This is a genomic window from Pseudomonas sp. NPDC090233 (assembly GCF_044772285.1).
Classification (GTDB): Bacteria; Pseudomonadota; Gammaproteobacteria; order Pseudomonadales; family Pseudomonadaceae; genus Aquipseudomonas.
In genome coordinates, this window is the sequence record NZ_JBIVYQ010000001.1 from 729197 (window position 1) to 750056 (window position 20860).

Genomic DNA, 20860 nt, shown 5'->3' on the forward strand with positions numbered 1-20860 from the left:
CCAGAACGGACGGCAGGACGGAATCGCTCCCGCACTGCTGGCCGGGTGCTGCTACAGTGAAAGCTAACGGCGTGGGGTGCCGCAGTCGAATTTTATGATTTTGTATTAAATCTAAGGTTGGTTTTATCGCGTTGGTGTAATGGACATTCGTTTGTCGCGCACTTATAAATGAGGCCTCATAATGGTATTCGAGCCTAGAAGCAGCCGTTCCCTGCTCCAGCGCAGAAGTAGCGTGAGTAACGCCATTCAGGCGGGCCTGGACGGGGTGGCTGTTACCGGTGTTGCGTGGTACCTGATTTATGACCGGTTCGGTTATATTACGTCAGACTATGTAATCATGCTGTTGCTGTTAATCGGTGCACTGGCTGTAATTTACGACCATTATGCAATTTATAGAAGTAACGTCGGGCTTTCCGTGAAAGCTTTCAGGCTATTCAAGGCGTGGTCGGCGACGTTCTGTTTCCTCGTGGTTATTGCCTTTGTGACCAAGCAAAGTGAAACCTACTCGCGCTTGCTGGTCGGGCAGTTATTTGTGATTGGTTATATTGTTCAATTGACGCTGCATATTGTCATGCGTGAATTGCAAAAGCGTTTTACCGCTCGCGCGCGCCTGGACAATGCCTTGATTATTGGCGGGGGCGACCTGGCCAACTTCCTTTATCAGAAAATAAGCAACAACCCTTGGTTCGGCGAACGGGTAATGGGTTGCGTATTGATCGATGAAGTGGAGGGGCCGGATGCGGCAGGGGCGAAACTTCGTTTGCCTGTCCTGGGCCGCATCGGCGACCTTGATGAGATCATCGCCAAACAGGCGATCCGTACGGTGTATATCGTAACGCCGCTCGGTGGCTCGGAACTGATCAACGATGTCTACCTGAGGCTGCTGGACAAATGCATCGCGGTCAATTGGGTGCCGGACATCTTCTCCTTGCGCCTGATCAACCACAGCGTCCGTGAAATTGCCGGTATTCCGGTCCTGACCCTGTCCGAAACACCGCTGACTGGCATGAGCCTATTCCTGAAAAACCTCGAAGACCGCGTGCTGGCCGCGTTCATTTTGCTGTGCGCCTCTCCGGTATTGCTGGTGGTCGCTGCGGTCATCAAGTTCGACAGCCCGGGGCCGGTGTTCTTCCGCCAGGAACGCACGGGTTGGACCGGTGAGTCGTTCCGCATCTGGAAGTTTCGCAGCATGCGTGTGCACCAGCCTGAAAGTGGCGTAGTGCAACAAGCGCAGAAGAACGACCCAAGGCTGACCCGGGTCGGCGCCTTCATCCGTCGTACCAGCCTGGATGAGCTGCCGCAGCTGTTCAATGTGCTGACGGGCGAGATGTCCCTGGTGGGTCCGCGCCCGCACGCGCTGCAGCACGACACGCTGTATTCCCAGGACATCGTCGATTACTTCGCTCGCCACAATATCAAGCCTGGCATGACTGGCCTGGCACAAGTGCGCGGTCACCGCGGTGAAACCAAGGACATCGAACAGATGATTCAGCGGGTGAACTCGGACATCGAGTACATCAACAACTGGTCGCTCTGGCTCGACTTCGTGATCCTGGTGCGGACCCTCAATGCCTTCACCGGCAAGCAGGCGTACTAGCGGATTGCGTTTAACCTGACACTCAGACGACGGTCATAAAAATAATGAAAACCATGTCTTGGCTGGGTGAGGGTGCGTCAAAGGTTGCGAAAGCAGAGTGGCCGACCCTGCTGTTGTGGTCATTTCTGTTGTCGCCATTGATGGTCAGGTTGCTCGCTGACTGCAGATGTTCGAAAACGGACTTGTTGATTTTTTATACCCTTGCCATATCGCTGTTGTGGCTGGTGGCACTACGTTTCGTGTCTGCCAATCAGTTCAAGGTTCATGTGTTTTTGTTGCCGTTTTATTTGGCGGCCAGCATTGATCTGTTTCTGGTGCTCAATTTCGGCTCGCGTTTGACGGCGGCCTATCTTTTTATTGGATTGACCAACTATAAGGAAGCCGGTGACTTCCTGGTGACCTATTGGCATTCGATCGCCATGGTGCTGCTGGTGTTCGTGGCGTGTTACGGTGTTGGCTTGGCCGGTCTTTATGGACGCCGACTCTACAAAAATAAAGCAGTGTTCTGTTTGGCCGTGGCAGCCTTGTTGTTGGGATATGGGGCGTACTTTTACAAGACCGTTAAACTTAATTCGTTTGGTAAAAGCGCGGTGCTGGATCTTGTCGCCAAGGATCAAAGCACGCCGATGGGCTATTTGTCGCAGATAGGTTTGACGCTGGGCTTGTACACGGAATCGAAAACTTACATAAAGCAGCGTTTGGAATCTGAAGTCAAGATAACCGCGATAGCGCAAGATGCCGAACTAGAAACCCTGGTATTCGTGATCGGTGAATCATCGCGTCCGCATAATTGGTCGCTGTTCGGTTACCACAATGCAACGACGCCGAATCTTGACAAGGCGTCGGGCGTGTTCAAGTTCAACAGCATGTGTACGACTGCACCTTATACGTCGGTTGCAGTGCCCTCACTGCTCAGCCTGGAGCCCATCAAAAACTGGGAGCTGATCGCCTCGACCAAGTCCCTGGTGGGTATCTATCGCGCGGCCGGTTACATGACCTACTGGTTGTCCTCGCAGGAGGTCGACAGCTTTGGCGGGATCATTCCGCAAATGGCGGCAGAGGCGGAATATCGTCAGTACTTCGAGCGCAGCTACGATGGCGCACTGATCTCGGAGTACGAAAAAATCATCCAGCAAGGCGGCGCACAGAAGCAGGCGATTTTCATCCATATCAAAGGCAGCCATTTCGAGTATGCCCGCCGCTACCCGCGTGAGTTCGCCAAGTTCAAGCCAGCCACTGACAGCGCGAAGGACCGGATCACCGCCGAGTACGACAACTCCGTGCTGTACACCGACTGGCTGCTGGGGAGGCTCATCGATCAGCTGAAAACCAGTCAACGTAAGTCGCTGTTGGTGTACGCGTCGGATCATGGTGAGAATTTGCTGGACGACAGCCGCAACCTGCTGGGCCATGGTATGGGCAACGAGTATGACCTTTCGGTCGCGGCGTTTATCTGGGGGTCCGATAACTGGTCCAAGCCGCAGTGGCAGAAGCTGCAGAAGCTGAAGGACAGGGAAGGGCAGCGCGCCAGTATTTCTTCGCTGCCGCATACGCTGCTGAATATCACCGGCATTTCGATGCCCGGATATGACAGTACCCAAGACCTGCTGAGCAACGATTTCGTCTCGTCGAAGTGCCCACACCAGCTCGCCACGGGCTACGTGCCGTCGTTCGATTTCGACGTCAAACGGGTTGCGGCGGATTGATCGCGGCCGTGCTGGTTTGCAGGGGGTGCTGGGTAAGGAAGCTCTTCGCTTCTTCCACCAGCCAGTCATGCACCGCCCGTGCCCCCGGTTGGTTCAGCCCGCCCGGTGGGTAATGCACCACATAGCGCTTGTGGTTGGCGATGGGTACGCCGAACGGCACGATCAACGCACCGCGCTCCAGTTCGTCGTTGAGCAAGGTGCGCCGGGCGATCGCCACGCCAACTCCGGCAATCGCCGCCTCGATGGTCAGGTGGTTGCGGTTGAACGTATGCCCTCGCCGTACATCCAGCCCAGATGCGCCGATGCCCTCCAAATAGAACTCCCACTCGGTAAAGTCAGAGCTGCCGCGCCAGGCGGTGATGTCGTGCAGCAGCGGATAGTGCGCCAGGTCCGCGGGGCCGTGCAGTGGCGGTCGGCCGCGCAGCAGTGCAGGGGAGCAGACTGGGAAGATCTGTTCGTCCAGTAAGGGTGTGGAGAGCATGCCCGGGTAGCTGCCATCGTTCAGGTCGATGGCCAGGTCGAAGTCACCTGGGTGAAGTGCGTGGGCGCTGTCTTCGGCCACCAGGCGCAACTCGATATCCGGGTAACGTTGCTGAAACCGTGGCAAGCGGGGCGTCAGCCATTTGGCCAGGAAGGATGGAATCGAGCGCAGGCGCAGGGTGCCGCGGATTTCGCCGGCATCCAGGCGCAACAGCTCGGCTTCGATGCTGCCATAGGCTTCGGCTACCGTCTGCGCCAGGCGCTGGCCTTCGGCGCTCAACTCCACGCCGCGGGCCCGCCGTTGGAACAGGCGATAGCCAAGGCGCTCTTCCAGTTGACGCATCTGCTGGCTGACCGCGCCGGGGGTGATGTGCAGCTCCTCGGCGCAGCGGGTGAACGACAGGTGCCTGGCCGCGCAGGAAAAAACATGCAGCCAGACGAACATCTGGCCATTGAGTTGTCGTCGCATTGTTTAGTACCGCTAAAGCCTTGCTTAGGAAGTTTCGTTGGTCATCAACGCTTGAGCGGCGCAGTATCGCGCCAATCCGCAGTTGCGTTCAATTTCTTCAGATAACCGCGTGTCGGCATTTCAGCCGAGCGTGGTCAGGCATTAGCATGGCTATCAGTGTTTTCGACCTTTTCAAAATTGGCATCGGCCCCTCCAGCTCCCACACGGTAGGCCCGATGCGGGCAGCGGCGACCTTTGCCCAGGCCTTGCGAACCCAGGGTTTGCTTGAGCAGGTAAATCGAGTCGAAGTGCGCTTGTACGGTTCGTTATCGGCCACTGGCGTAGGCCACGCTACCGACCGCGCCTGCTTGCTCGGCCTGATGGGGCAATGGCCGGACCGTATCGACCCGGCCACCATCGAGTCGCGCATCGGCCAGGTGATGCAGGAGCAGTGCCTGATGCTCGATGGCACACAGCCGCTGAACTTCGTCTACAGCCGCGACATGCTGCTGCTGGACGAGAACCTGCCGTATCACCCGAACGCCATGACCCTGGAAGCGTTTGATGGCCAAGGCAGCCTGTTCAGCCAGACCTACTATTCCGTCGGCGGCGGGTTTATTGTCGAGCAAGGCGAAATCGATGCACCCCAACAACAGGCCAATGCTGTCACCCTGCCTTACGAATTCTCCAGTGGCGCCCAGTTGCTGGCGCTGTGCAAGGCTCACCAGCTGAGCGTGGCCCAGTTGATGATGGCCAACGAATGCGCCTGGCGCCCTGAAACCGAAGTGCGTGAAGGTTTGCTGCGCATCTGGGCGGCCATGCGTGAGTGCGTAGTCAACGGTCTGCGCAATGAAGGCATCCTGCCGGGCGGACTGGGCGTCAAGCGCCGCGCGGCGCGCCTGCACCGCAGCTTGCAGGAGCTGGGCAAGCCGAACGTGATCGGCTCGACCTTGAGCGCCATGGAGTGGGTCAACCTGTTCGCCCTGGCGGTCAACGAGGAAAACGCCGCCGGCGGGCGCATGGTGACCGCACCCACCAACGGCGCGGCGGGCATCATCCCTGCGGTGCTGCACTACTACATGAAGTTCAACCCCGAAGCGTGCGACGACGATGTGGTGGCGTTCATGCTGGCGGCCGCCGCTGTCGGCATCCTGTGCAAGAAAAACGCCTCCATCTCCGGCGCAGAAGTGGGTTGTCAGGGCGAGGTGGGTTCCGCTTGCTCGATGGCTGCAGCCGGCCTCGCGCAAGTATTGGGCGCCACGCCTGCGCAGTTGGAAAACGCCGCCGAAATTGCCCTTGAGCACAACCTGGGCCTGACCTGCGATCCGGTGGGAGGGTTGGTTCAGGTGCCGTGCATCGAGCGCAACGCGATTGCAGCAGTGAAGGCGATCAACGCCGTGCAGATGGCGCTGCGGGGGGATGGCGAGCACTTCATTTCGCTGGATCGTGTCATCCGTACCATGCGCGACACCGGTGCGGACATGCATGCCAATTACAAGGAAACCTCGCGCGGCGGCCTGGCAGTAGCGTTCGTCGAGTGCTGATCAGGTGTTGGCCGGCAAGCTGCCTTGCCGGCCAACACTGGGGGTTACGCGCCCTGCAGCTGGCTGATCGCCGCCTTCAAGCGCTGCGCCAATTGCGGCCGGTCCTGGTGGGTGATATCCGGCGCCTTGCGTACCCGGCCGTGCTGATCGATCCAGTGGCCGTTGCTCAGGTAGCGGTAACTGGCCGAACCTGCGTTCCATTCGGCATCCAGCAGGCCGTGCAGGTGGAAGGTCTGCGCAATCTGGCTGAGCGGGCCACTGGGGCTGCCGTCCAGGCTCAGCACGATCGAAGGCGCGCCGGCCGGGGCAAACTGCAGCTCGCTGTAGTCACCCCAGACATTTGCCTGGAACACCTGTGGCGGGTAGGTGGTCTGCGAGGCTCGCGCCTTGCCGGTGACTTTCTTGGTCACGGTGTTCACCAGCAGGTCAAGGGTCAAGGCCGGCGCCCCGAGCAAGCCATTGCTGACATTCAAACGGGTGTGAAACAGTCCGATAGCCATGTTGTCGCTCCTTGCCTGCTCAGGCTTTCTTGGCGGCCTTGGTGGCCGGGCTGGTGGTCGATTCAATCGCCTGGTGCAGGGCCTTGCCGACGGCGCTGCCGGCCAGGCCTTTGAGCTGCGCACCATCACCAGTGGCGATGACTGCCTCCAGCGTCGCGTTGTGCAACTCGGTTTGCAGGTCGACATTGGCCAGCTGCTTGATACGCTGGCCTTCCAGCACCACCGGCACATTGTCCACGTTTACCCAGCGCTGGCCATTGAAGTACTGATAGTTGGCCACGCCACGCTGCCAGTCATGTTCGAGCAGCACCTGCAGCTTGAGCAGCAGCGGTGAATTGGCATGCGCGCCACCGTGGTTGCCTTGGACCGTGAGCAGGATCTTGCCTTCGCTCGGTGGCTGCACGCTCAGGTAGCTGTAGCTGCCCCAGGTGTCCAGCTGCAAGTCCAGTGGCGGGTTGGTGGTTTGGGTAATTTGCGCATGGCCGTTCAGGCTGCGGTCCGGGGTGTACACCAGCAAGTCCAACTGCAGGCGCTGGGCGCCGGGCGCGTTGTTACCGATCTGGTAGGAGACCGGGAACAGACCGGCCGAAGGTGCGAGCAGTGATTCAGACATGATTGCCTCCATTGCATTCGATGAATGACAGACTCATACATGGCTGCGCAGGCGGGCGAAAAAGCGAGGAAAGAGGAAGGTGGGCGCGAATAACCAACGGCCCAGTGCGAGCGGCTGTTGTCAGCCGTCTTGTGCAGCCATCCTTGGTGAACGGTGCCGCCTGCCTGGCAGCCCGCTTGAGTAAAGCAGGGCGGCCAAACCGTGATGGCTTTTTTGCACTATCTCCGACAAGCGGCTAGCTCCCATTTTTGCAGTGCTTCACGTAGTTTCGAGGATTTTTCTATATTTGTATAAATATCAAATGCTTGGGTTTTTAAGGTCAGGTGACTTATCAAGTTATGGGGGCGACTTTCGCCCTCGTCGATTGGCAGATATCATCACCCTAAAGCTTCTCGCAACCGATACCACAACATCCCCAGCGCCAGCAGCGGCGAGCGCAACGCCTTGCCGCCCGGGAAGGTCAGGTGCGGCACGGCACTGAATACATCCAAACCCTGGCTATGCCCGGCTGCGATACCTTCGGCCAGCAGTTTCGCTGTCCAGTGCGTGACGTTCAGGCCGTGCCCGGAATAGCCCTGGGCGTAATACACGTTAGGGTACTGGCTCAGCCGTCCGACCTGGGGGAAGCGGTTGGCGGTGATGCCGATCATGCCGCCCCACTGGTAGTCGATGCGCACGTCGGCCAGTTGCGGAAATACCTTGAGTACCTTGGGCCGCATGTACGCGGCGATATCCTTGGGGTCGCGCCCTGAATAATGGCAGGCGCCGCCAAACAGCAAGCGACGGTCGGCGGTCAGGCGGTAGTAGTCCAGCCCGACCTTCTGGTCGCACATGGCCATGTTCTGCGGGATCAGCGCCTTGGCTACGGCCTCGGACAGTGGTTCGGTGGCGACCACGTAACTGCCGGCTGGCAGCACTTTGCCGCTTAGGCGTGGCTCCAGTTCATCGAGGTGCGCATTGCAGCCGAGCACCAGACTCTGCGCCCTGACCCTGCCGCGTGCGGTGTGCAAGGTCACCGTGGCGCCATGTTCGATACGCAGCACCGGGCTTTGCTCGAAGATGCGCACGCCCAGGCCGTGGGCGGCGCGCGCTTCGCCCTGGACCAGGTCGAGCGGGTGCAGGTGGCCTGACCCCATGTCCACCAGGCCCCCGGCATACTGGTCGCTGGCAACGATTTCGTGCAGGCGATCAGTGCTGACCAGCCGCGTCTCGTGGCGATAGCCGAGCGCGGCCAGCTCCGCTTGTTCGTCCTTGAAAGCGGCAAACTGGGCCGGTGTATTGGCCAGTTCACAGAAGCCCCACCGCAGGTCGCAGGCAATGTCGTACTGCTCGATGCGCTTGGCCACCAGCGCGACTGAATCGATGCCAGCCTGTTTGAGGTAGCGCACCCCGTCCTGGCCGACGTAACGTGCAAAGCCGCTGACGTCATGGCCTATGCCGCGGATCAGCTGGCCACCGTTGCGCCCGCTGGCGCCCCAGCCGATCCGCCGGCCTTCCAGCAGGATTACCGACAGGCCACGCTCGGCCAGTTCCAGCGCGGTGTTGACCCCGGTGAGGCCGCCGCCGACGACGCACACGTCTGCACTCAGTTCGCCATCGAGGCTGGGGTAGGGCGCGGAATCGCGCGCGGTGGCGGCGTAGTACGACGCCGTGTGTTGGGTATCGAAAGGCATGGCGCGTTCTCGGCTCAGCGGTTGGACTTGATCTTGCTCCAGGAGCGGGTCATGACGCGCATGATCTTCGGGCTTGGGGTGCTGGAGATGTACAGCTTGTCCAACACCTCCTGGGGTGGGTAGATCTCGGGGTTTTCGACCAGCGACGCGTCCATGTAAGCCTTGGCGTCGGGGTTGGCGTTGGCGTAGCCGACCGTGGCACTGACCTTGGCGATCACCTGGGGTTCGAGCAGATAGTTGATGAATGCCAGGGCTTGTTCGGGGTTGTTGGCGTCTTTCGGAATAGCCAGCAAATCGAACCACAGGTTGCTGCCTTCCTTGGGGATGCTGTAAGCGATCTTCACGCCGTTTTTCGCTTCTACCGCACGGTTGGCGGCTTGGAACACGTCGCCCGAATAGCCGAAGGCCACGCAGATATCGCCGTTGGCCAGGTCTGAAACGTATTTGGAGGAATGGAAGTAGGTGATGTAAGGGCGCAACTCCAGCAGCCGCGCTTCGGCCTTGGCATAGTCACCAGGCTTTTCGCTGCGAGGGTCCATGCCCAGGTAATTGAGCATGGCCGGGAACAGCTCGTCAGGCGAGTCCATGAAGGCGACCCCGCATTGCTTGAGCTTTTTCAGGTTCTCTGGCTCGAACAGCACCGCCCAGGAATCGATGCGCTCGATGCCCAGCGCCGCCTTGACCTTCTCGACGTTGTAACCGATGCCGTTGGTGCCCCACAGGTACGGCACCGCATACTGGTTGCCGGGGTCGTTCTGTTCGAGCTGCTTGAGCAGTTTGGGGTCCAGGTGCTTCCAGTTCGGCAGCTTGCTGCGGTCCAGTGGCAGGAAGGCGCCGGCCTGGGCCTGGCGAGCGAGGAAATGGTTCGATGGCACGACCACGTCATAGCCGGTACGGCCGGCGAGCAGCTTGCCTTCCAGGGTTTCGTTGGAGTCGAACACGTCATACACGACCTTGATCCCGCTGCCGGCCTGGAAGTCGGCCAGCGTCGTGTCACCGATATAGTCGGTCCAGTTGTACACGCTGACGGTAGGCTGGGCCTGGGCGGCCGCACCGAACAGCAGGGTGAATGCTGCGGGAATCAGGGCTTGCATATGACGCATGTCGACACCTCTTTGGTCTTGTTCTTCGAATTCGGTGTAGGAGGGGGCGCAAACGCGCCCCAGGCGATCAGACGCTGAGCAGCAGGAATTCACGCTCCCAGGAACTGATCACACGCTTGAAGTTTTCATGTTCGGCACGCTTGACCGCTACGTAGCCCTGGACGAACTGTTTGCCCAGGTATTGCTGCACGGTCTCGCAGTCTTCCATGTGCTGCAGGGCGTCCTCGATGGTGATCGGCAGGCGCAGGTTGCGCCGTTCGTAGGCGCGGCCCTGTACCGGCGCACTCGGGTCAATCCTCTCGACCATGCCCAGGTAACCGCACAGCAGGCTCGCGGCGATCGCCAGGTAAGGGTTGGCGTCGGCGCCCGGCAGGCGGTTTTCCACGCGCATCGCCTCGGGGCTTGAGGTCGGCACGCGCAAACCAGCGGTGCGGTTTTCCTCACCCCACTCGACGTTGACCGGCGCCGAGGTGTCCGGCAGGAAGCGGCGGAACGAGTTGACGTTGGGCGCGAACATCGGCAGCAGCTTGGGGATGTACTTCTGCAGGCCGCCGATATGGTGCAGGAACAGCTCGCTCATGCTGCCATCGTCATTGGCGAACACCGGCTTGCCGGTGGCGATGTCGACCACGCTCTGGTGCAGGTGCATGGCGCTGCCCGGCTCATCGGTGATCGGCTTGGCCATGAAGGTGGCGGTGACGTTGTGCTTGAGCGCTGCCTCACGCATGGTGCGCTTGAACACGGTGATCTGGTCGGCCAGGTCCAGCGCGTCGCCATGGCGGAAGTTGATCTCCATCTGCGCCGGGCCGTCTTCGTGGATCAGCGTGTCGAGGTCCAGCCCCTGCAGTTCGCACCAGTCGTAAACGTCTTCGAACAGCGGGTCGAATTCGTTGGCGGCGTCGATCGAGAACGACTGACGCCCGCTTTCAGCGCGGCCCGAGCGGCCCAGCGGTACCTGCAGTGGCAAGTCCGGGTCTTCGCAGCGCTGGGTCAGGTAAAACTCCATCTCCGGTGCGACGATCGGCTGCCAGCCCTTATCCGCGTACAGTTTGAGAACCTTCTTCAGTACGTTGCGCGGCGACAGTTCGATCGGGTTGCCCTGTTTGTCGAAGGTGTCGTGGATGACGATCGCAGTGGGTTCGATGGCCCAGGGGATCTGGTACACCGCCGTGGGGTCGGGGCGGCAGACCATGTCGATGTCGGCGGCATCGAGCAGGCTGTAGTAGATATCGTCGTCGACGTAGTCGCCGGTAACGGTCTGCAGCAGCACGCTTTCTGGCAGGCGCATGCCACGCTCGTGGAGGAACTTGGCGGTCGGCGCAATTTTGCCGCGGGCGATGCCGGTCAGGTCGCTGATCACGCATTCGACTTCGGTGATCCGGTGTTCTTTCAGCCAGGTGGAGAGCTGATCGAAGGGGGCGTTCATACAGACCTCTTGGTTGGGTTTTATGTGCGCGGCGGGTGCCGGTGGCTTCCCAGGCGCCGCGCTGGGGACTATCTTGGTCGCAGCCCCCCGGGGCGATCTATCCATTTTCTTCGGCAATGAATGCACCAAAAGAGTGCAACTAGGACAAAGCGTGACAACGCCCAACGCCTTGCAGGTTCAGGCTTTCCACACCAACGATGTCACCGAACAGGTGCGTGCCACCCCTGGTTGGCAGCAGCAGTATCGGCAGATGTCGCCAGGACATTTCAGCGGCGAGCTGCGTTGTCTGGGGCTGGATGGGGTGGAGGTGTATGAAGAGCGCCTGAACACCCGGGTCGAGCAATTCTTCCGCGCCCCGAGTGGTTCGCTGGCTTTCTGCTTCGACCGTAGCGAGAACAGCCTGTACCTGCTCAACGAGCAGAGCCGGAATATCTGGATCACACCGGAGAATTACCAGGAAGTCGCGGTGGTGTTTGACCACGCGTTCCTGGCGCGCCATGGGCTTGACCCGCAGCGCCTCGAAGGCTTGTTCATGGTGCCGCTGGGCAGCGGGCAGAATGCGCTGTTCGGCAGTTGGCTCAGTGCTACTCTGACCCGGCTTGGCCAGGCCGACTGCCCGCTGGAAGGGCAGGCGCTGGCCGAGCAGTTGCTCGAGGACTGCTTGTTCATCCTGGATAACGCCTGCCAGCGCCTCCAAGGTGGTGCGCTGGGGCGTCGCGGGGAGGAGCGGGCGATCATGCAGCGGGTCAGTGAGTGGGCTGCGGATTGTCCGGAAGATACCCTGAATTTGATGGAATTGGCCGGAGTTGCCGGCGTTTCGTTGCGCCAACTGCAGCAGGCATTCAAAGCCTTTACCGGCATGCCGCCCGCGCAATGGTTGCGATTGCGCCGCCTCAACGGAGCCCGGCGTGACCTACTTCGCGGCGGTGAGATGACCGTAGCTGAAGTCGCCATGCGTTGGTCGTTCTGGCATTTGGGAAGATTTTCAGAGAGTTACAGGCAATTATTCAAGGAGTTTCCGAGCGAGACGCTGCGGCGCAGACGGGCCTGAAACCTGCTATCGTGCCAGGCAGTTTCCACCCGAGGTTCCGATGTTCTACCTGCCTTTGCCCAGCGACCAGGCCGACCGTCTGGCCAGCGAACCCACTGACTTTTTTCACACCGCCAGCCTGGCCGAGGCTGCTGCGGTGTTGTTCGTGCAGAACCTGCCTCGGCAACCTGGCAACGTCTCTGCCGATGCGCAGGAGCGGCGTTTTGCGGAAATCGTGCGCATTGCCAACGAAGTGGAAGGGGCTGCCCCAGGGCGTTTCCAAGGCCAGGTGGCACAGCATTTCGACCGTGAGGCGTTCGCCATGGGGCTCGGACTGCTGGGTGAAAATGGCGTAGCGTTGGTCTCGCCAGAGGTCGAATACACGGCAGATGAGTTCCAGGATGCCGAGGGGCAATGGAATTTCCAGTTCGCCGACAGCTACCGCCAGCGCGTAACGCCATTGCACCCGGTGTACCTGCCGTCACTGGCCAGCGATCTGCTGCTCAGTGACCAGCAGAACCGCCTGTTGCGCGAGTTTCTCTCGGGTGTCGACGAATCGGTGGCGGTGCAGGGCTTCGCCGGTACCGGCAAGACCTTCCTGATCCACCAGTTCGCACGTCTGCTCGACCCGCAACGTACTTTGCTGCTGGCCCTTACCGAAGGCCAGCTGCGCGCATTGCAGGCACGGGTCAAGGATGCCGCGGCCTACACGGCGATGACTTTCGGCCAGTTGGCCGACGAGATCCTCAACCGCGACCTCACCAGCAACGGCTGGCGCCTGCGTGACCCTTACCGCACCAAGCTGTCGTGGCGCCCGCAGGAAGCACAGGTGGTGAAATGGCTCGCCATTCCCGACATCGGCCCGCTGGCCGCGCGCGATGTGGTGGCCCTGTGCATCAAGGCCGTGCGCAGCTTCTGCCGCAGCGGTGACAGCCAATTGCAGCTGCACCACCTGCCCTGGGCCGGCCCCGGTACCTCGCCGCTGGACCAGGAAGTACTGTTGGAGAAGGCCCGCCTGTATTGGCAGGAGCTGATCCGCCCTTCATCGCGTGAGGTGCAGCTGCCCGTGCGCGATTACCACCGGGTAAAGCTGCTGTCGCTGACGGCCGAACTGATCGACAGCCGTTACACCCACGTGATCGTTGACGAGGCCCATGAGCTGTCGGCGCCGATGCTCAGCGTGCTAGACCGCAGCCCGCAGTCGGTCATCGCCCTGGGTGACGAACTGCAGAACCTCAATGGCCTGAGCCCACACCATGGCGGTTTCATCCGCCAGCGCTACATCGACCATTCGCTGCGTGCCGGTCCGGCCATGGATAACGTGCTGAACCCCCTGATCCAGGCGCACCCGGCGGCTATTCAAGCCGCCTTCAGCGGCAGTGCCGAGCATTACACGCGGGTCAGCTTCTTCGACACCGTGACGGTGCCTGCACAGCCTACCGCGTTGATCGTCGATGACGAGTGGGGGCTGTTCGGCTGGTTCCAGCGCCTGACCCACCAGGGCGTGCCGTTCGTGCTGCTGAAAAGCGCGCGCAAGGACTTCGAGCTGTTCGTCGAGGATTGCATCGAGTTGTACCGCCACGGTACCCGACCACGCCACCCGATGCTGTTCCGTTACCCCAGCTGGCAGGCACTGGAGCAAGACAAGGGCGACGACAAGGCCTTCGTCGCCGTGGCCAACATGCTGCGCAAGGGCTACACCCCGGAGCACTTCGCCAAGGCCAAGAGCCGTTACCGCTGGGACAAGGCGCCCAAGCTGTTCCTGGGCCGCGTACGGGATGTGAAGAACATGGAGTTCGCCCGGGTGATGGTCTCGCCGGAGCTGATGGTCGCACCGGTAACGGCGGGCAATCGCAATGAGCGGGCGCGGATGCTGGCAGGGTTGTACACCGCGTGTTCGCGGGCGCGGCATGAGTTGATCGTGCCCGGGGGGATGCTGGACTGGGTCAAGGACCAGGTACGCGATTGAGATTCTAGTGCTAAATATCTGATTTAGCGGGTAATTTGTGGGAGCGGCTTTAGCCGCGAACACCGGCGGAGCCGATGCCATTCAGCGCGTCGCATTCTTCGCGGCTAAAGCCGCTCCCACAGGAATACTCTGCGCTCGCGGAAGGGCCGCAAAGCGGCCCCAACGACATGATCAGTTACGATCCAGCCAAACCGTCTGCGCATTGGTGAACTCGCGCACCCCAAAGTGCGACAGCTCGCGCCCGAAACCACTCTTCTTCACCCCACCGAAGGCCACGCGGGGGTCGGATGCGCAGTAACCGTTGATGAACACGCCACCGGTATCCAGCGCTGCGGTCATGCGCTCGGCCAGGGCGTAGTCTGCGGTGTAGATGGTCGACGCCAGGCCGAATTCGCTGTCGTTGGCCAACTCCACGGCATGCTCGGCATCGCGGGCGGTGATGATCGCCGCCACCGGGCCGAACAGTTCCTGCTTGAAGGCGGTCATTTCCGGCGTGACGTTGGCGAACACGGTCGGTGCATAGAAGTTGCCCACGCCCTCGATCTTGTTGCCGCCCAGTAGCAGCGTGGCACCTTCGGCCAAGGTCGCCTGGACCTGGCCATCGAGCTCGTCACGCAGGTCATAGCGGGCCATCGGGCCGATGTAGGTGTCATCTTCCAGCGGGTTGCCGATTTTCAACTGGCGCGTCGCTTCGACGAACTTGCTGGTGAATGCTTCGGCGATGCTTTCTTCGACGATCAAGCGCTTGGCGGCGGCGCAGACTTGCCCGGTGTTCTGGTAGCGACCAATCACGGCAGCCTTGACCGCCGCATCCAGGTCGGCGTCGGCCAGCACGATGAACGGGTCTGAGCCGCCGAGTTCGAGTACGCACTTCTTCAGTGCGGCGCCGGCCTGGGCACCGATGGCCATGCCGGCGCGTACGCTGCCGGTGAGGGTCACGGCGGCGATGCGTGGATCGTTGATGGCGCGGGTGACGCCCTCCGGGGTGACGTTGAGCACCTCGAACACGCCTTCAGGCAGCCCGGCGTCCTTGAACAGTTCGCCCAGCAGGTAGGCGCTGCCCATTACGTTTGGCGCGTGCTTGAGCACATAGGTGTTACCGGCCAGGATCGCCGGCACGGCGCCCCGCAGCACTTGCCAGATCGGGAAGTTCCACGGCATCACCGCCAGAATCGGGCCCAGCGGGCGGTATTCGATGCGTGCTTTTTCAACCTGGGTCGGTTCAGCGGCGAGCATTGCCGGGCCGTGCTCGGCATACCACTGGCACAGGCCGACGCACTTGCTCACTTCGCCACGGGCCTGGCTGATCGGCTTGCCGATTTCCCGGCTGATCATCTGCGCGAAGGCTTCGGCTTTGGCCTGCAGGCTGTTGGCCAGGGCCAGCAGGAATTCGCTGCGCTGACCCAGCGACACCTGGCGCCACTGACGGTAGCCAGCCTTGGCGCGTTGCAGCGCCGCTTCCAGTGCGGCGTCGGTGTCGAACGGGTAGCTGCCGATCTGCTCGCCACTGTGTGGATCGAGGGAGATGGCGTGGGTCAGGCTGCTGATCTGGCTCATGGCTGGACACTCGTTGTTGTTAATCAGTGAGGCCAGACTAGTGGGCTAGGGCTTTAATGAAAACTGAATAATAATGAGCGAAACATTCACGTTTGGAGAATGACTGTGGACCTGGTGCAACTGGAGATCTTCAAAGCCGTGGCCGAACAGGGCAGCATCAGCGCCGCCGCCCAGCATATTCATCGGGTGCCGTCGAACCTGACCACACGCATCAAGCAACTGGAGGAAGACCTCGGCGTCGAGCTGTTCATCCGCGAGAAAAGCCGCCTGCGCCTGTCGCCCGCTGGCTGGAACTTCCTCGAATACACCCGGCGCATACTCGACCTGGTGCATGAGGCGCGGCTGACGGTGGCCGGCGAAGACCCGCAAGGCACCTTCGCCCTGGGTTCACTGGAGAGCACGGCGGCAGTGCGCATCCCGGCCTTGCTGGCGGCCTACAACCAGCGTTACCCCAAGGTCGATCTCGACCTGTCCACCGGCCCGTCCGGGACCATGCTCGAAGGGGTGTTGTCCGGGCGCCTGGTGGCGGCGTTCGTCGATGGTCCGCTGTTGCACCCCACGCTCGAAGGCATGCCGGTATTCGAAGAAGAGATGGTGATCATCTCGCCGCTCAACCACGCCCCGGTGACCCGCGCCCAGGACGTCAATGGCGCGAGCATCTACGCGTTCCGCGCCAATTGCTCATACCGCCACCATTTCGAGAACTGGTTCGTCCAGGACCAGGCGGTGCCTGGCAAGATCCACGAGATGGAGTCGTACCACGGCATGCTCGCCTGCGTCAGCGCCGGTGCCGGTCTGGCCATGTTGCCGCGCAGTATGCTCGACAACATGCCAGGTTGCAGCACGGTCAGCGCCTGGCCAATGTCGGAGGATTTTCGTTACCTCAAGACTTGGCTGGTATGGCGCCGCGGGACGGTGTCGCGCAGCCTGAGCATGTTCGTGAAATTGCTAGAGGAGCGGCGCACGGGCTGACCACGCATCAGCGCGAACGTCAGCGGCGGCAGGGCATCAGATAATAGGTAAGCCATCCCCACAAGGAGGGGCAAATCATGCGCAATCATCACTATGCCTTGGGCGCGACGCTGATGCTCGCGCTGGTGTTTCCCTGGACGCTCGCCGCCGCCGCGGACCTGAATGCCCCCATCGACATGCAGGCCGTGCAGCTGCAACCTCAAGAGCAGAACGGCATTCGTTACCTGCAGGGCGGTATCGGCCAGGATGAAGCCAATGCTCTGCGCAAGACCACAGGCTATGACCTGCACGTCGAACTTTCGACCGGGCCGGAAGGCAAATTCCAGAGCGGTGCCTCGGTGGATATTCAGAATGCACAGGGCGAGCCGGTGCTCAGCGTGCAGGATGTCGGGCCCTTGCTCTATGTTCAGCTACCGCCAGGCCAGTACACGGTCATCGGTCAGGCTGAGGGCAGTACGGTTCGGCAGCAGACGACGGTGAATGGCACAGCGCCAGTCACGGTGAATCTCAACTGGCGTTGATTGACTGCTACAGGGCGGAGTACATCCGTACTCCGCAGGTGCTTAGCCATGAATCTGGAAACTCAGCTGCAAGCTTTAGACGATCAAGGGTATGTGATGCTCCCGAACGTACTCGAACCGTTGCGCATCGCTTTGCTGCGCTGCGCGATCGATGATCTGAAGCCGATTCATTGGGATTACCAGGGGCTGCTGGAACACTACAAATGTGTCTTCAATCGCAATCCGCTGTGGCTGCCATTTCTAGATCTTCCACCTCTCGTCGCCCTGGCCGAGGCGGCCCTTGGCGATGATTGCCATGTGATCGGCCAGACCGCCTGGCGCAGCCATCCGGGCTACCCAGGGATGGATATGCATCTGGATCACCTGCCCATGGCGTTACCGGACTGGGTTCACGAACGCAGCGATTTCAGTCTACCCATCCAGATCCTCACGGCGCAGCTGTACCTCAGTGACATCGATCAAAGCATTGGGCCAACCTGGATTGTGCCCGGCAGCCACCGAGCGGCAAGGGCGCCAGAGGCTGGAGAAACGCAGTGGCGGGGGCGCGCAGAGGAGCCGATTCTCTGCCTGGCTGGTGATGTGCTGATATTTCGCAGTGATATCTGGCACCGCGGAGGGCCCAACTGTAGCGCTGCCCGCCAACGCGACATGTTGCAGGTGCACTATGGACGGCGAATGGTGGCGCAAAAATTTACGCCCTACTTGAGATGGCAGTTCAATCCACACGTGCTTGAGGCGGCCACGCCCAGGCAGCGGCGCCTGCTTGGCGAGCATGCAGAGGCGGAATACGACTGAGATTTTCGTTGCGGCCGTGCACGGACTAATTAGCCATTAGTGGCAATTAACTTTCATCTTTCTGTTTATCTGGACAATAATCAGAAAAGTATTACCTCGTGTGACCGATTGGATGCATCGGCCACCGTAAAAATCGAGAGGCGAAAAGCCTCCGCTTGCCCGTGTTGACCATCAGGAGAAGTCATCGATGAAAACCCGTCTCGCCACTGTATTGGCGGCTGCCGCATTGGCTGTTGCCGGGGCCAACCTGGCCCAGGCCGCGCAGATTTCGGGCGCCGTGGGCGCTACTGGTCAAGGGGATATGACCTACCGTATCGGCCTGTCCTTCGACTGGGACAAGAAATGGCTGGAAAGCAGCACCGGTTACGTGAGTGGCTATTGGGATGCAGCCTACACCTACTGGGAAGGGGGTGACGCCAGCGGCGCACATTCGCTGTCGTTCAGCCCAGTATTCACTTACGAGTTCAGCGGCTTCACCTACACCCCCTACATTGAGGCCGGTATCGGCCTGGCGGCGTTCTCCAAGACTGACGTCGGCGATCAGCGCATGGGCTCCGCTTTCAACTTCGAGGACCGCATCGGCTTTGGCCTGAAGCTACCAGGTGAGCAAAAAGTCGGCATTCGCGCCATGCACTACTCGAACGCCGGCATCAAGCAACCGAACGACGGCATCGAGTCGTACTCGCTGTTCTACAGCAAGGGCTTCTGAAGTCATGGGGCCGCTGGGCGGCCCCGTCGCTTAGAACGTGTAAGAAACCCCGGCCTGCACTGTGCGCGGTGCGCCCGGGTAGACGTAGGTATTGAACGCGCCCTCGTCATAGCCCTTGTTGAACACGTTCTTCAGATCCAGGTTCAGCCGCACATGCTCGTTGACCTTGTAGAAGCTGAGCAGGTCGACGACGCTGTAGCGCGCCATGGTGAAGGTGGTCGTTGCGGTCTGACCGGCACGGTCATCGATGTACTTCACCCCAAGTCCCAGGCCCAGCCCCTTGGCCATGCCATCCTGGAACTCGTAGGTGTTCAGCAGGCTGAAGCTGTTGCGAGGAATGTTCGCCAGGCGGGTGCCGGAGGGCACGGTGTTGTCCTTGGTGACCTCGGCGTCGACATAGGCATAGCCACCGATCACTCGCCATTCGGGGGTCAGGTTGCCGGCAATGTTGATGTCCAGGCCACGGCTACGTACTTCACCGGCCGCGATGCTGTAGGTGCCGCTCGGATCGTTAGGATCGCGGGTCAGCACGTTCTCCTTGACGATGTGGTAAATCGCGGCATCGATACTCAGTTGACGATCCAGTGCTTCCCATTTCACCCCCAACTCGTATGACTTGCCTTTCTCCGGGTCGAAACCGGTGCCTTGAAGGCTGGCGCCACTGTTGGGCTTGAACGAGCGTGCGGTGTTGGCATACACGGCCAGTGTATCGGTGAGCTCGTAGAGCAGGCCGAAGCGTGGCGTCACGCCGTTTTCGCCTTTGCTGAAATCGCCGGCATTGTTCAGCTTGTTGTCGTAGTCATGCTCGTAACGCTCGAAGCGCACACCTGCGAGGGCTTTCAAGCGGTCGGTGACGGCTACCTGATCCTGCACGAAGGCTGCCCAGGTCTTGAGGTTTTCCTGGTCATGGGTGGTGGTGCGGGTCAGGGCAGGGCGAGGCTGGCCCAGAACCGGGTCGAAGATATCGATCGGGTAGGCACCGCTGCCGGCGGCTGAGCGCTGGATAATTGAGTTGTAGTCGTAGTCCTCGTACTCGATGCCGGTTAGCAACGTGTGAGAGAAGCCGCCTGTGTCGAAATGGCCGGTAAGGTTCAGCTGATAGTCGCGGTCAGTCCACTCCAGCTTGCGGTAGTTGAAGTTGCGCCCCAGGGTTCGGCCGTCCGCTTGCAGGCCATTGGCTTCGACGGCATTACCCTTGAGCGAACCGTCCAGCCACTGCATGCCCCCGGCGAGGGTCCAGTCGTCGTTGAGCGCATGCTCGAAGCGCAACTGCGCCATGTCGTTGTCGTTGTGCAACAGGTTGTCGCTGCCTTTTTCCCAGATGTTGGTGTCGCGCGAGGCTGTGCCGCGCTGGCCGGGCAGGCGGGTCAGGCCGCGGTCGAGCGGGTGATTGTTGCGCATGAAGTCGCCTTCGAAGACGACCTTGGTCGCGCCGTTGACCTGCCAGCTGAGCACGGGCGCAACGTCGTAACGTTCACTTTCGACGTCGTCGCGGAAGCTGTCGCCGCCTTCACCCAGCACGTTCAGACGGTAGGCGAGCGAGCCGTCCTGGTTGAGCGGACCGGTGGCATCCAAGGTAGCCCGGTGCATGCCCTGGTCGTCGAGCTGGCTGCCGAGGGTCACTTTGGGCTCACTCAGCGGCTGCTTGCTAACCACGTTGAAGGTTCCGCCGGGGTCGCCACGGCCATACAGGCTGGTGGCCGGGCCGCGAATGACTTCCAGGCGCTCGACGCTGTTGGCATCCGGTGCATTGGGGTAGCCACGGTTGATCGGGAAGCCGTTGCGGTAGAACTCACCGGTGGTGAAACCACGCACGGTGAAGGTGGTCAGGCCCTGGCCCCCGAAGTTGTTGGCGCGCCCAACGCCGCCAGCGTAGTCCAGGCCATCCTGCAGGCGCGTGGCGCCGATGTCTTCGAGCACGTCCTTGGGCACCACGCTGATCGACTGCGGCGTCTCGTGAAGGGCGGTGTCGGTGCGCGTGGCACTGGCCGAGCGGTTGGCCTTATAGCCGTCGACCGGGCCATCGGCGCGTTCGCTGTCGGCACTGCTGGTGATACTCAAGGCCTGGAGTTCGATCTGGGCAGGGTCACTGAGCGTTTCGGGCTCGGCGAAGGCCAGCGGGGAGACAGCATGAAGCACACAAAGCGAAACGAATGTGCGACGCATCGACGGTACGATCCTGAGGTAGGCACTAGGGAAGGGTGGTAAGCGTCGCGA

General features: G+C 60.9%; 17 protein-coding genes. 9 read left to right on the forward strand and 8 right to left on the reverse strand.

Annotation, left to right across the window (positions count from 1 at the left end; translation table 11 throughout):
• The first annotated feature begins 181 nt into the window (after positions 1-181).
• Positions 182-1597, forward strand: a complete 1416-nt coding sequence (locus tag ACIQUF_RS03505; protein ID WP_403128476.1) for an undecaprenyl-phosphate glucose phosphotransferase — start codon at positions 182-184, stop codon at positions 1595-1597.
• Positions 1598-1650: 53 nt separating this feature from the next.
• The gene (locus ACIQUF_RS03510) at positions 1651-3303 is read left to right on the forward strand and encodes a phosphoethanolamine transferase (protein ID WP_403128479.1); all 1653 of its coding nucleotides are present in this window, start codon (positions 1651-1653) and stop codon (positions 3301-3303) included.
• Here the strand turns inward: ACIQUF_RS03510 and ACIQUF_RS03515 are convergent.
• On the reverse strand, positions 3281-4252 hold the full coding sequence (locus ACIQUF_RS03515) for a LysR substrate-binding domain-containing protein (protein WP_403128481.1): 972 nt from the start codon (positions 4250-4252) through the stop codon (positions 3281-3283). The two genes, ACIQUF_RS03510 and ACIQUF_RS03515, sit on opposite strands and share 23 nt — an antisense overlap.
• 146 nt (positions 4253-4398) lie before the next feature.
• On the opposite strand from ACIQUF_RS03515, the gene ACIQUF_RS03520 reads away from it, so the two are divergent.
• Entirely contained in the window at positions 4399-5775 is a 1377-nt protein-coding gene (locus ACIQUF_RS03520) for an L-serine ammonia-lyase (protein ID WP_403128483.1), read from the forward strand.
• Between the two features lie 44 nt (positions 5776-5819).
• Here ACIQUF_RS03520 and ACIQUF_RS03525 read toward each other — a convergent pair whose 3' ends face one another.
• From ACIQUF_RS03525 to ACIQUF_RS03545, 5 genes are all read right to left on the reverse strand, one after another.
• Complete coding sequence (locus tag ACIQUF_RS03525; RefSeq protein WP_403128486.1) at positions 5820-6275, reverse strand: DUF1842 domain-containing protein; 456 nt, start codon at positions 6273-6275, stop codon at positions 5820-5822.
• Positions 6276-6294: 19 nt separating this feature from the next.
• On the reverse strand, positions 6295-6888 hold the full coding sequence (locus ACIQUF_RS03530) for a DUF1842 domain-containing protein (protein WP_403128488.1): 594 nt from the start codon (positions 6886-6888) through the stop codon (positions 6295-6297).
• Positions 6889-7265: 377 nt separating this feature from the next.
• Positions 7266-8561: an NAD(P)/FAD-dependent oxidoreductase gene (locus ACIQUF_RS03535; protein WP_403128490.1), complete on the reverse strand. Its 1296-nt coding sequence runs from the start codon at positions 8559-8561 to the stop codon at positions 7266-7268.
• 14 nt (positions 8562-8575) lie between these two features.
• Positions 8576-9664 carry a polyamine ABC transporter substrate-binding protein gene (locus ACIQUF_RS03540; RefSeq protein WP_403128493.1) on the reverse strand — a complete coding sequence of 363 codons (1089 nt, stop codon included), beginning with the start codon at positions 9662-9664 and terminating at the stop codon, positions 8576-8578.
• Positions 9665-9731: 67 nt separating this feature from the next.
• Complete coding sequence (locus ACIQUF_RS03545) at positions 9732-11090, reverse strand: glutamine synthetase family protein (RefSeq protein ID WP_403128494.1); 1359 nt, start codon at positions 11088-11090, stop codon at positions 9732-9734.
• A gap of 151 nt (positions 11091-11241) precedes the next feature.
• Between ACIQUF_RS03545 and ACIQUF_RS03550 the strand changes: the two genes are divergently transcribed.
• Positions 11242-12141, forward strand: a complete 900-nt coding sequence (locus tag ACIQUF_RS03550; protein ID WP_403128497.1) for a helix-turn-helix domain-containing protein — start codon at positions 11242-11244, stop codon at positions 12139-12141.
• Between the two features lie 40 nt (positions 12142-12181).
• Positions 12182-14089, forward strand: a complete 1908-nt coding sequence (locus ACIQUF_RS03555) for a hypothetical protein (RefSeq protein WP_403128500.1) — start codon at positions 12182-12184, stop codon at positions 14087-14089.
• Positions 14090-14260: 171 nt separating this feature from the next.
• On the opposite strand, the gene ACIQUF_RS03560 is transcribed toward ACIQUF_RS03555, so the two are convergent.
• On the reverse strand, positions 14261-15646 hold the full coding sequence (locus tag ACIQUF_RS03560) for an aldehyde dehydrogenase family protein (RefSeq protein WP_403128502.1): 1386 nt from the start codon (positions 15644-15646) through the stop codon (positions 14261-14263).
• Positions 15647-15751: 105 nt separating this feature from the next.
• Here ACIQUF_RS03560 and ACIQUF_RS03565 point away from each other — a divergent pair, with 105 nt between their 5' ends.
• The 4 genes from ACIQUF_RS03565 to ACIQUF_RS03580 all read left to right on the forward strand — a co-directional run bounded on the left by ACIQUF_RS03565 (position 15752) and on the right by ACIQUF_RS03580 (position 18643).
• Positions 15752-16618: a LysR family transcriptional regulator gene (locus tag ACIQUF_RS03565; protein WP_403128885.1), complete on the forward strand. Its 867-nt coding sequence runs from the start codon at positions 15752-15754 to the stop codon at positions 16616-16618.
• Between the two features lie 77 nt (positions 16619-16695).
• Positions 16696-17139 carry a carboxypeptidase regulatory-like domain-containing protein gene (locus tag ACIQUF_RS03570; protein WP_403128505.1) on the forward strand — a complete coding sequence of 148 codons (444 nt, stop codon included), beginning with the start codon at positions 16696-16698 and terminating at the stop codon, positions 17137-17139.
• Positions 17140-17187: 48 nt separating this feature from the next.
• On the forward strand, positions 17188-17934 hold the full coding sequence (locus tag ACIQUF_RS03575; RefSeq protein ID WP_403128507.1) for a phytanoyl-CoA dioxygenase family protein: 747 nt from the start codon (positions 17188-17190) through the stop codon (positions 17932-17934).
• 187 nt (positions 17935-18121) lie between these two features.
• Positions 18122-18643, forward strand: coding sequence for an acyloxyacyl hydrolase (locus ACIQUF_RS03580; protein WP_403128510.1), 522 nt, complete (start codon positions 18122-18124; stop codon positions 18641-18643).
• A gap of 30 nt (positions 18644-18673) precedes the next feature.
• Here ACIQUF_RS03580 and ACIQUF_RS03585 read toward each other — a convergent pair whose 3' ends face one another.
• Positions 18674-20809 carry a TonB-dependent siderophore receptor gene (locus ACIQUF_RS03585; protein WP_403128514.1) on the reverse strand — a complete coding sequence of 712 codons (2136 nt, stop codon included), beginning with the start codon at positions 20807-20809 and terminating at the stop codon, positions 18674-18676.
• Between the last annotated feature and the right edge of the window lie 51 nt (positions 20810-20860).

What these genes read in the sequence shown, in the direction of transcription:
- ACIQUF_RS03555 (WP_403128500.1), top strand. Translation starts at nt 12,182, where the DNA reads ATGTTCTACCTGCCTTTGCCCAGCGACCAGGCCGACCGTCTGGCCAGC.
- ACIQUF_RS03520 (WP_403128483.1), top strand. Translation starts at nt 4,399, where the DNA reads ATGGCTATCAGTGTTTTCGACCTTTTCAAAATTGGCATCGGCCCCTCC.
- ACIQUF_RS03575 (WP_403128507.1), top strand. Translation starts at nt 17,188, where the DNA reads ATGAATCTGGAAACTCAGCTGCAAGCTTTAGACGATCAAGGGTATGTG.
- ACIQUF_RS03510 (WP_403128479.1), top strand. Translation starts at nt 1,651, where the DNA reads ATGTCTTGGCTGGGTGAGGGTGCGTCAAAGGTTGCGAAAGCAGAGTGG.
- ACIQUF_RS03540 (WP_403128493.1), bottom strand. Translation starts at nt 9,664, where the DNA reads ATGCGTCATATGCAAGCCCTGATTCCCGCAGCATTCACCCTGCTGTTC.
- ACIQUF_RS03525 (WP_403128486.1), bottom strand. Translation starts at nt 6,275, where the DNA reads ATGGCTATCGGACTGTTTCACACCCGTTTGAATGTCAGCAATGGCTTG.
- ACIQUF_RS03505 (WP_403128476.1), top strand. Translation starts at nt 182, where the DNA reads ATGGTATTCGAGCCTAGAAGCAGCCGTTCCCTGCTCCAGCGCAGAAGT.
- ACIQUF_RS03515 (WP_403128481.1), bottom strand. Translation starts at nt 4,252, where the DNA reads ATGCGACGACAACTCAATGGCCAGATGTTCGTCTGGCTGCATGTTTTT.
- ACIQUF_RS03580 (WP_403128510.1), top strand. Translation starts at nt 18,122, where the DNA reads ATGAAAACCCGTCTCGCCACTGTATTGGCGGCTGCCGCATTGGCTGTT.
- ACIQUF_RS03530 (WP_403128488.1), bottom strand. Translation starts at nt 6,888, where the DNA reads ATGTCTGAATCACTGCTCGCACCTTCGGCCGGTCTGTTCCCGGTCTCC.
- ACIQUF_RS03560 (WP_403128502.1), bottom strand. Translation starts at nt 15,646, where the DNA reads ATGAGCCAGATCAGCAGCCTGACCCACGCCATCTCCCTCGATCCACAC.
- ACIQUF_RS03570 (WP_403128505.1), top strand. Translation starts at nt 16,696, where the DNA reads ATGCGCAATCATCACTATGCCTTGGGCGCGACGCTGATGCTCGCGCTG.
- ACIQUF_RS03545 (WP_403128494.1), bottom strand. Translation starts at nt 11,090, where the DNA reads ATGAACGCCCCCTTCGATCAGCTCTCCACCTGGCTGAAAGAACACCGG.
- ACIQUF_RS03585 (WP_403128514.1), bottom strand. Translation starts at nt 20,809, where the DNA reads ATGCGTCGCACATTCGTTTCGCTTTGTGTGCTTCATGCTGTCTCCCCG.
- ACIQUF_RS03535 (WP_403128490.1), bottom strand. Translation starts at nt 8,561, where the DNA reads ATGCCTTTCGATACCCAACACACGGCGTCGTACTACGCCGCCACCGCG.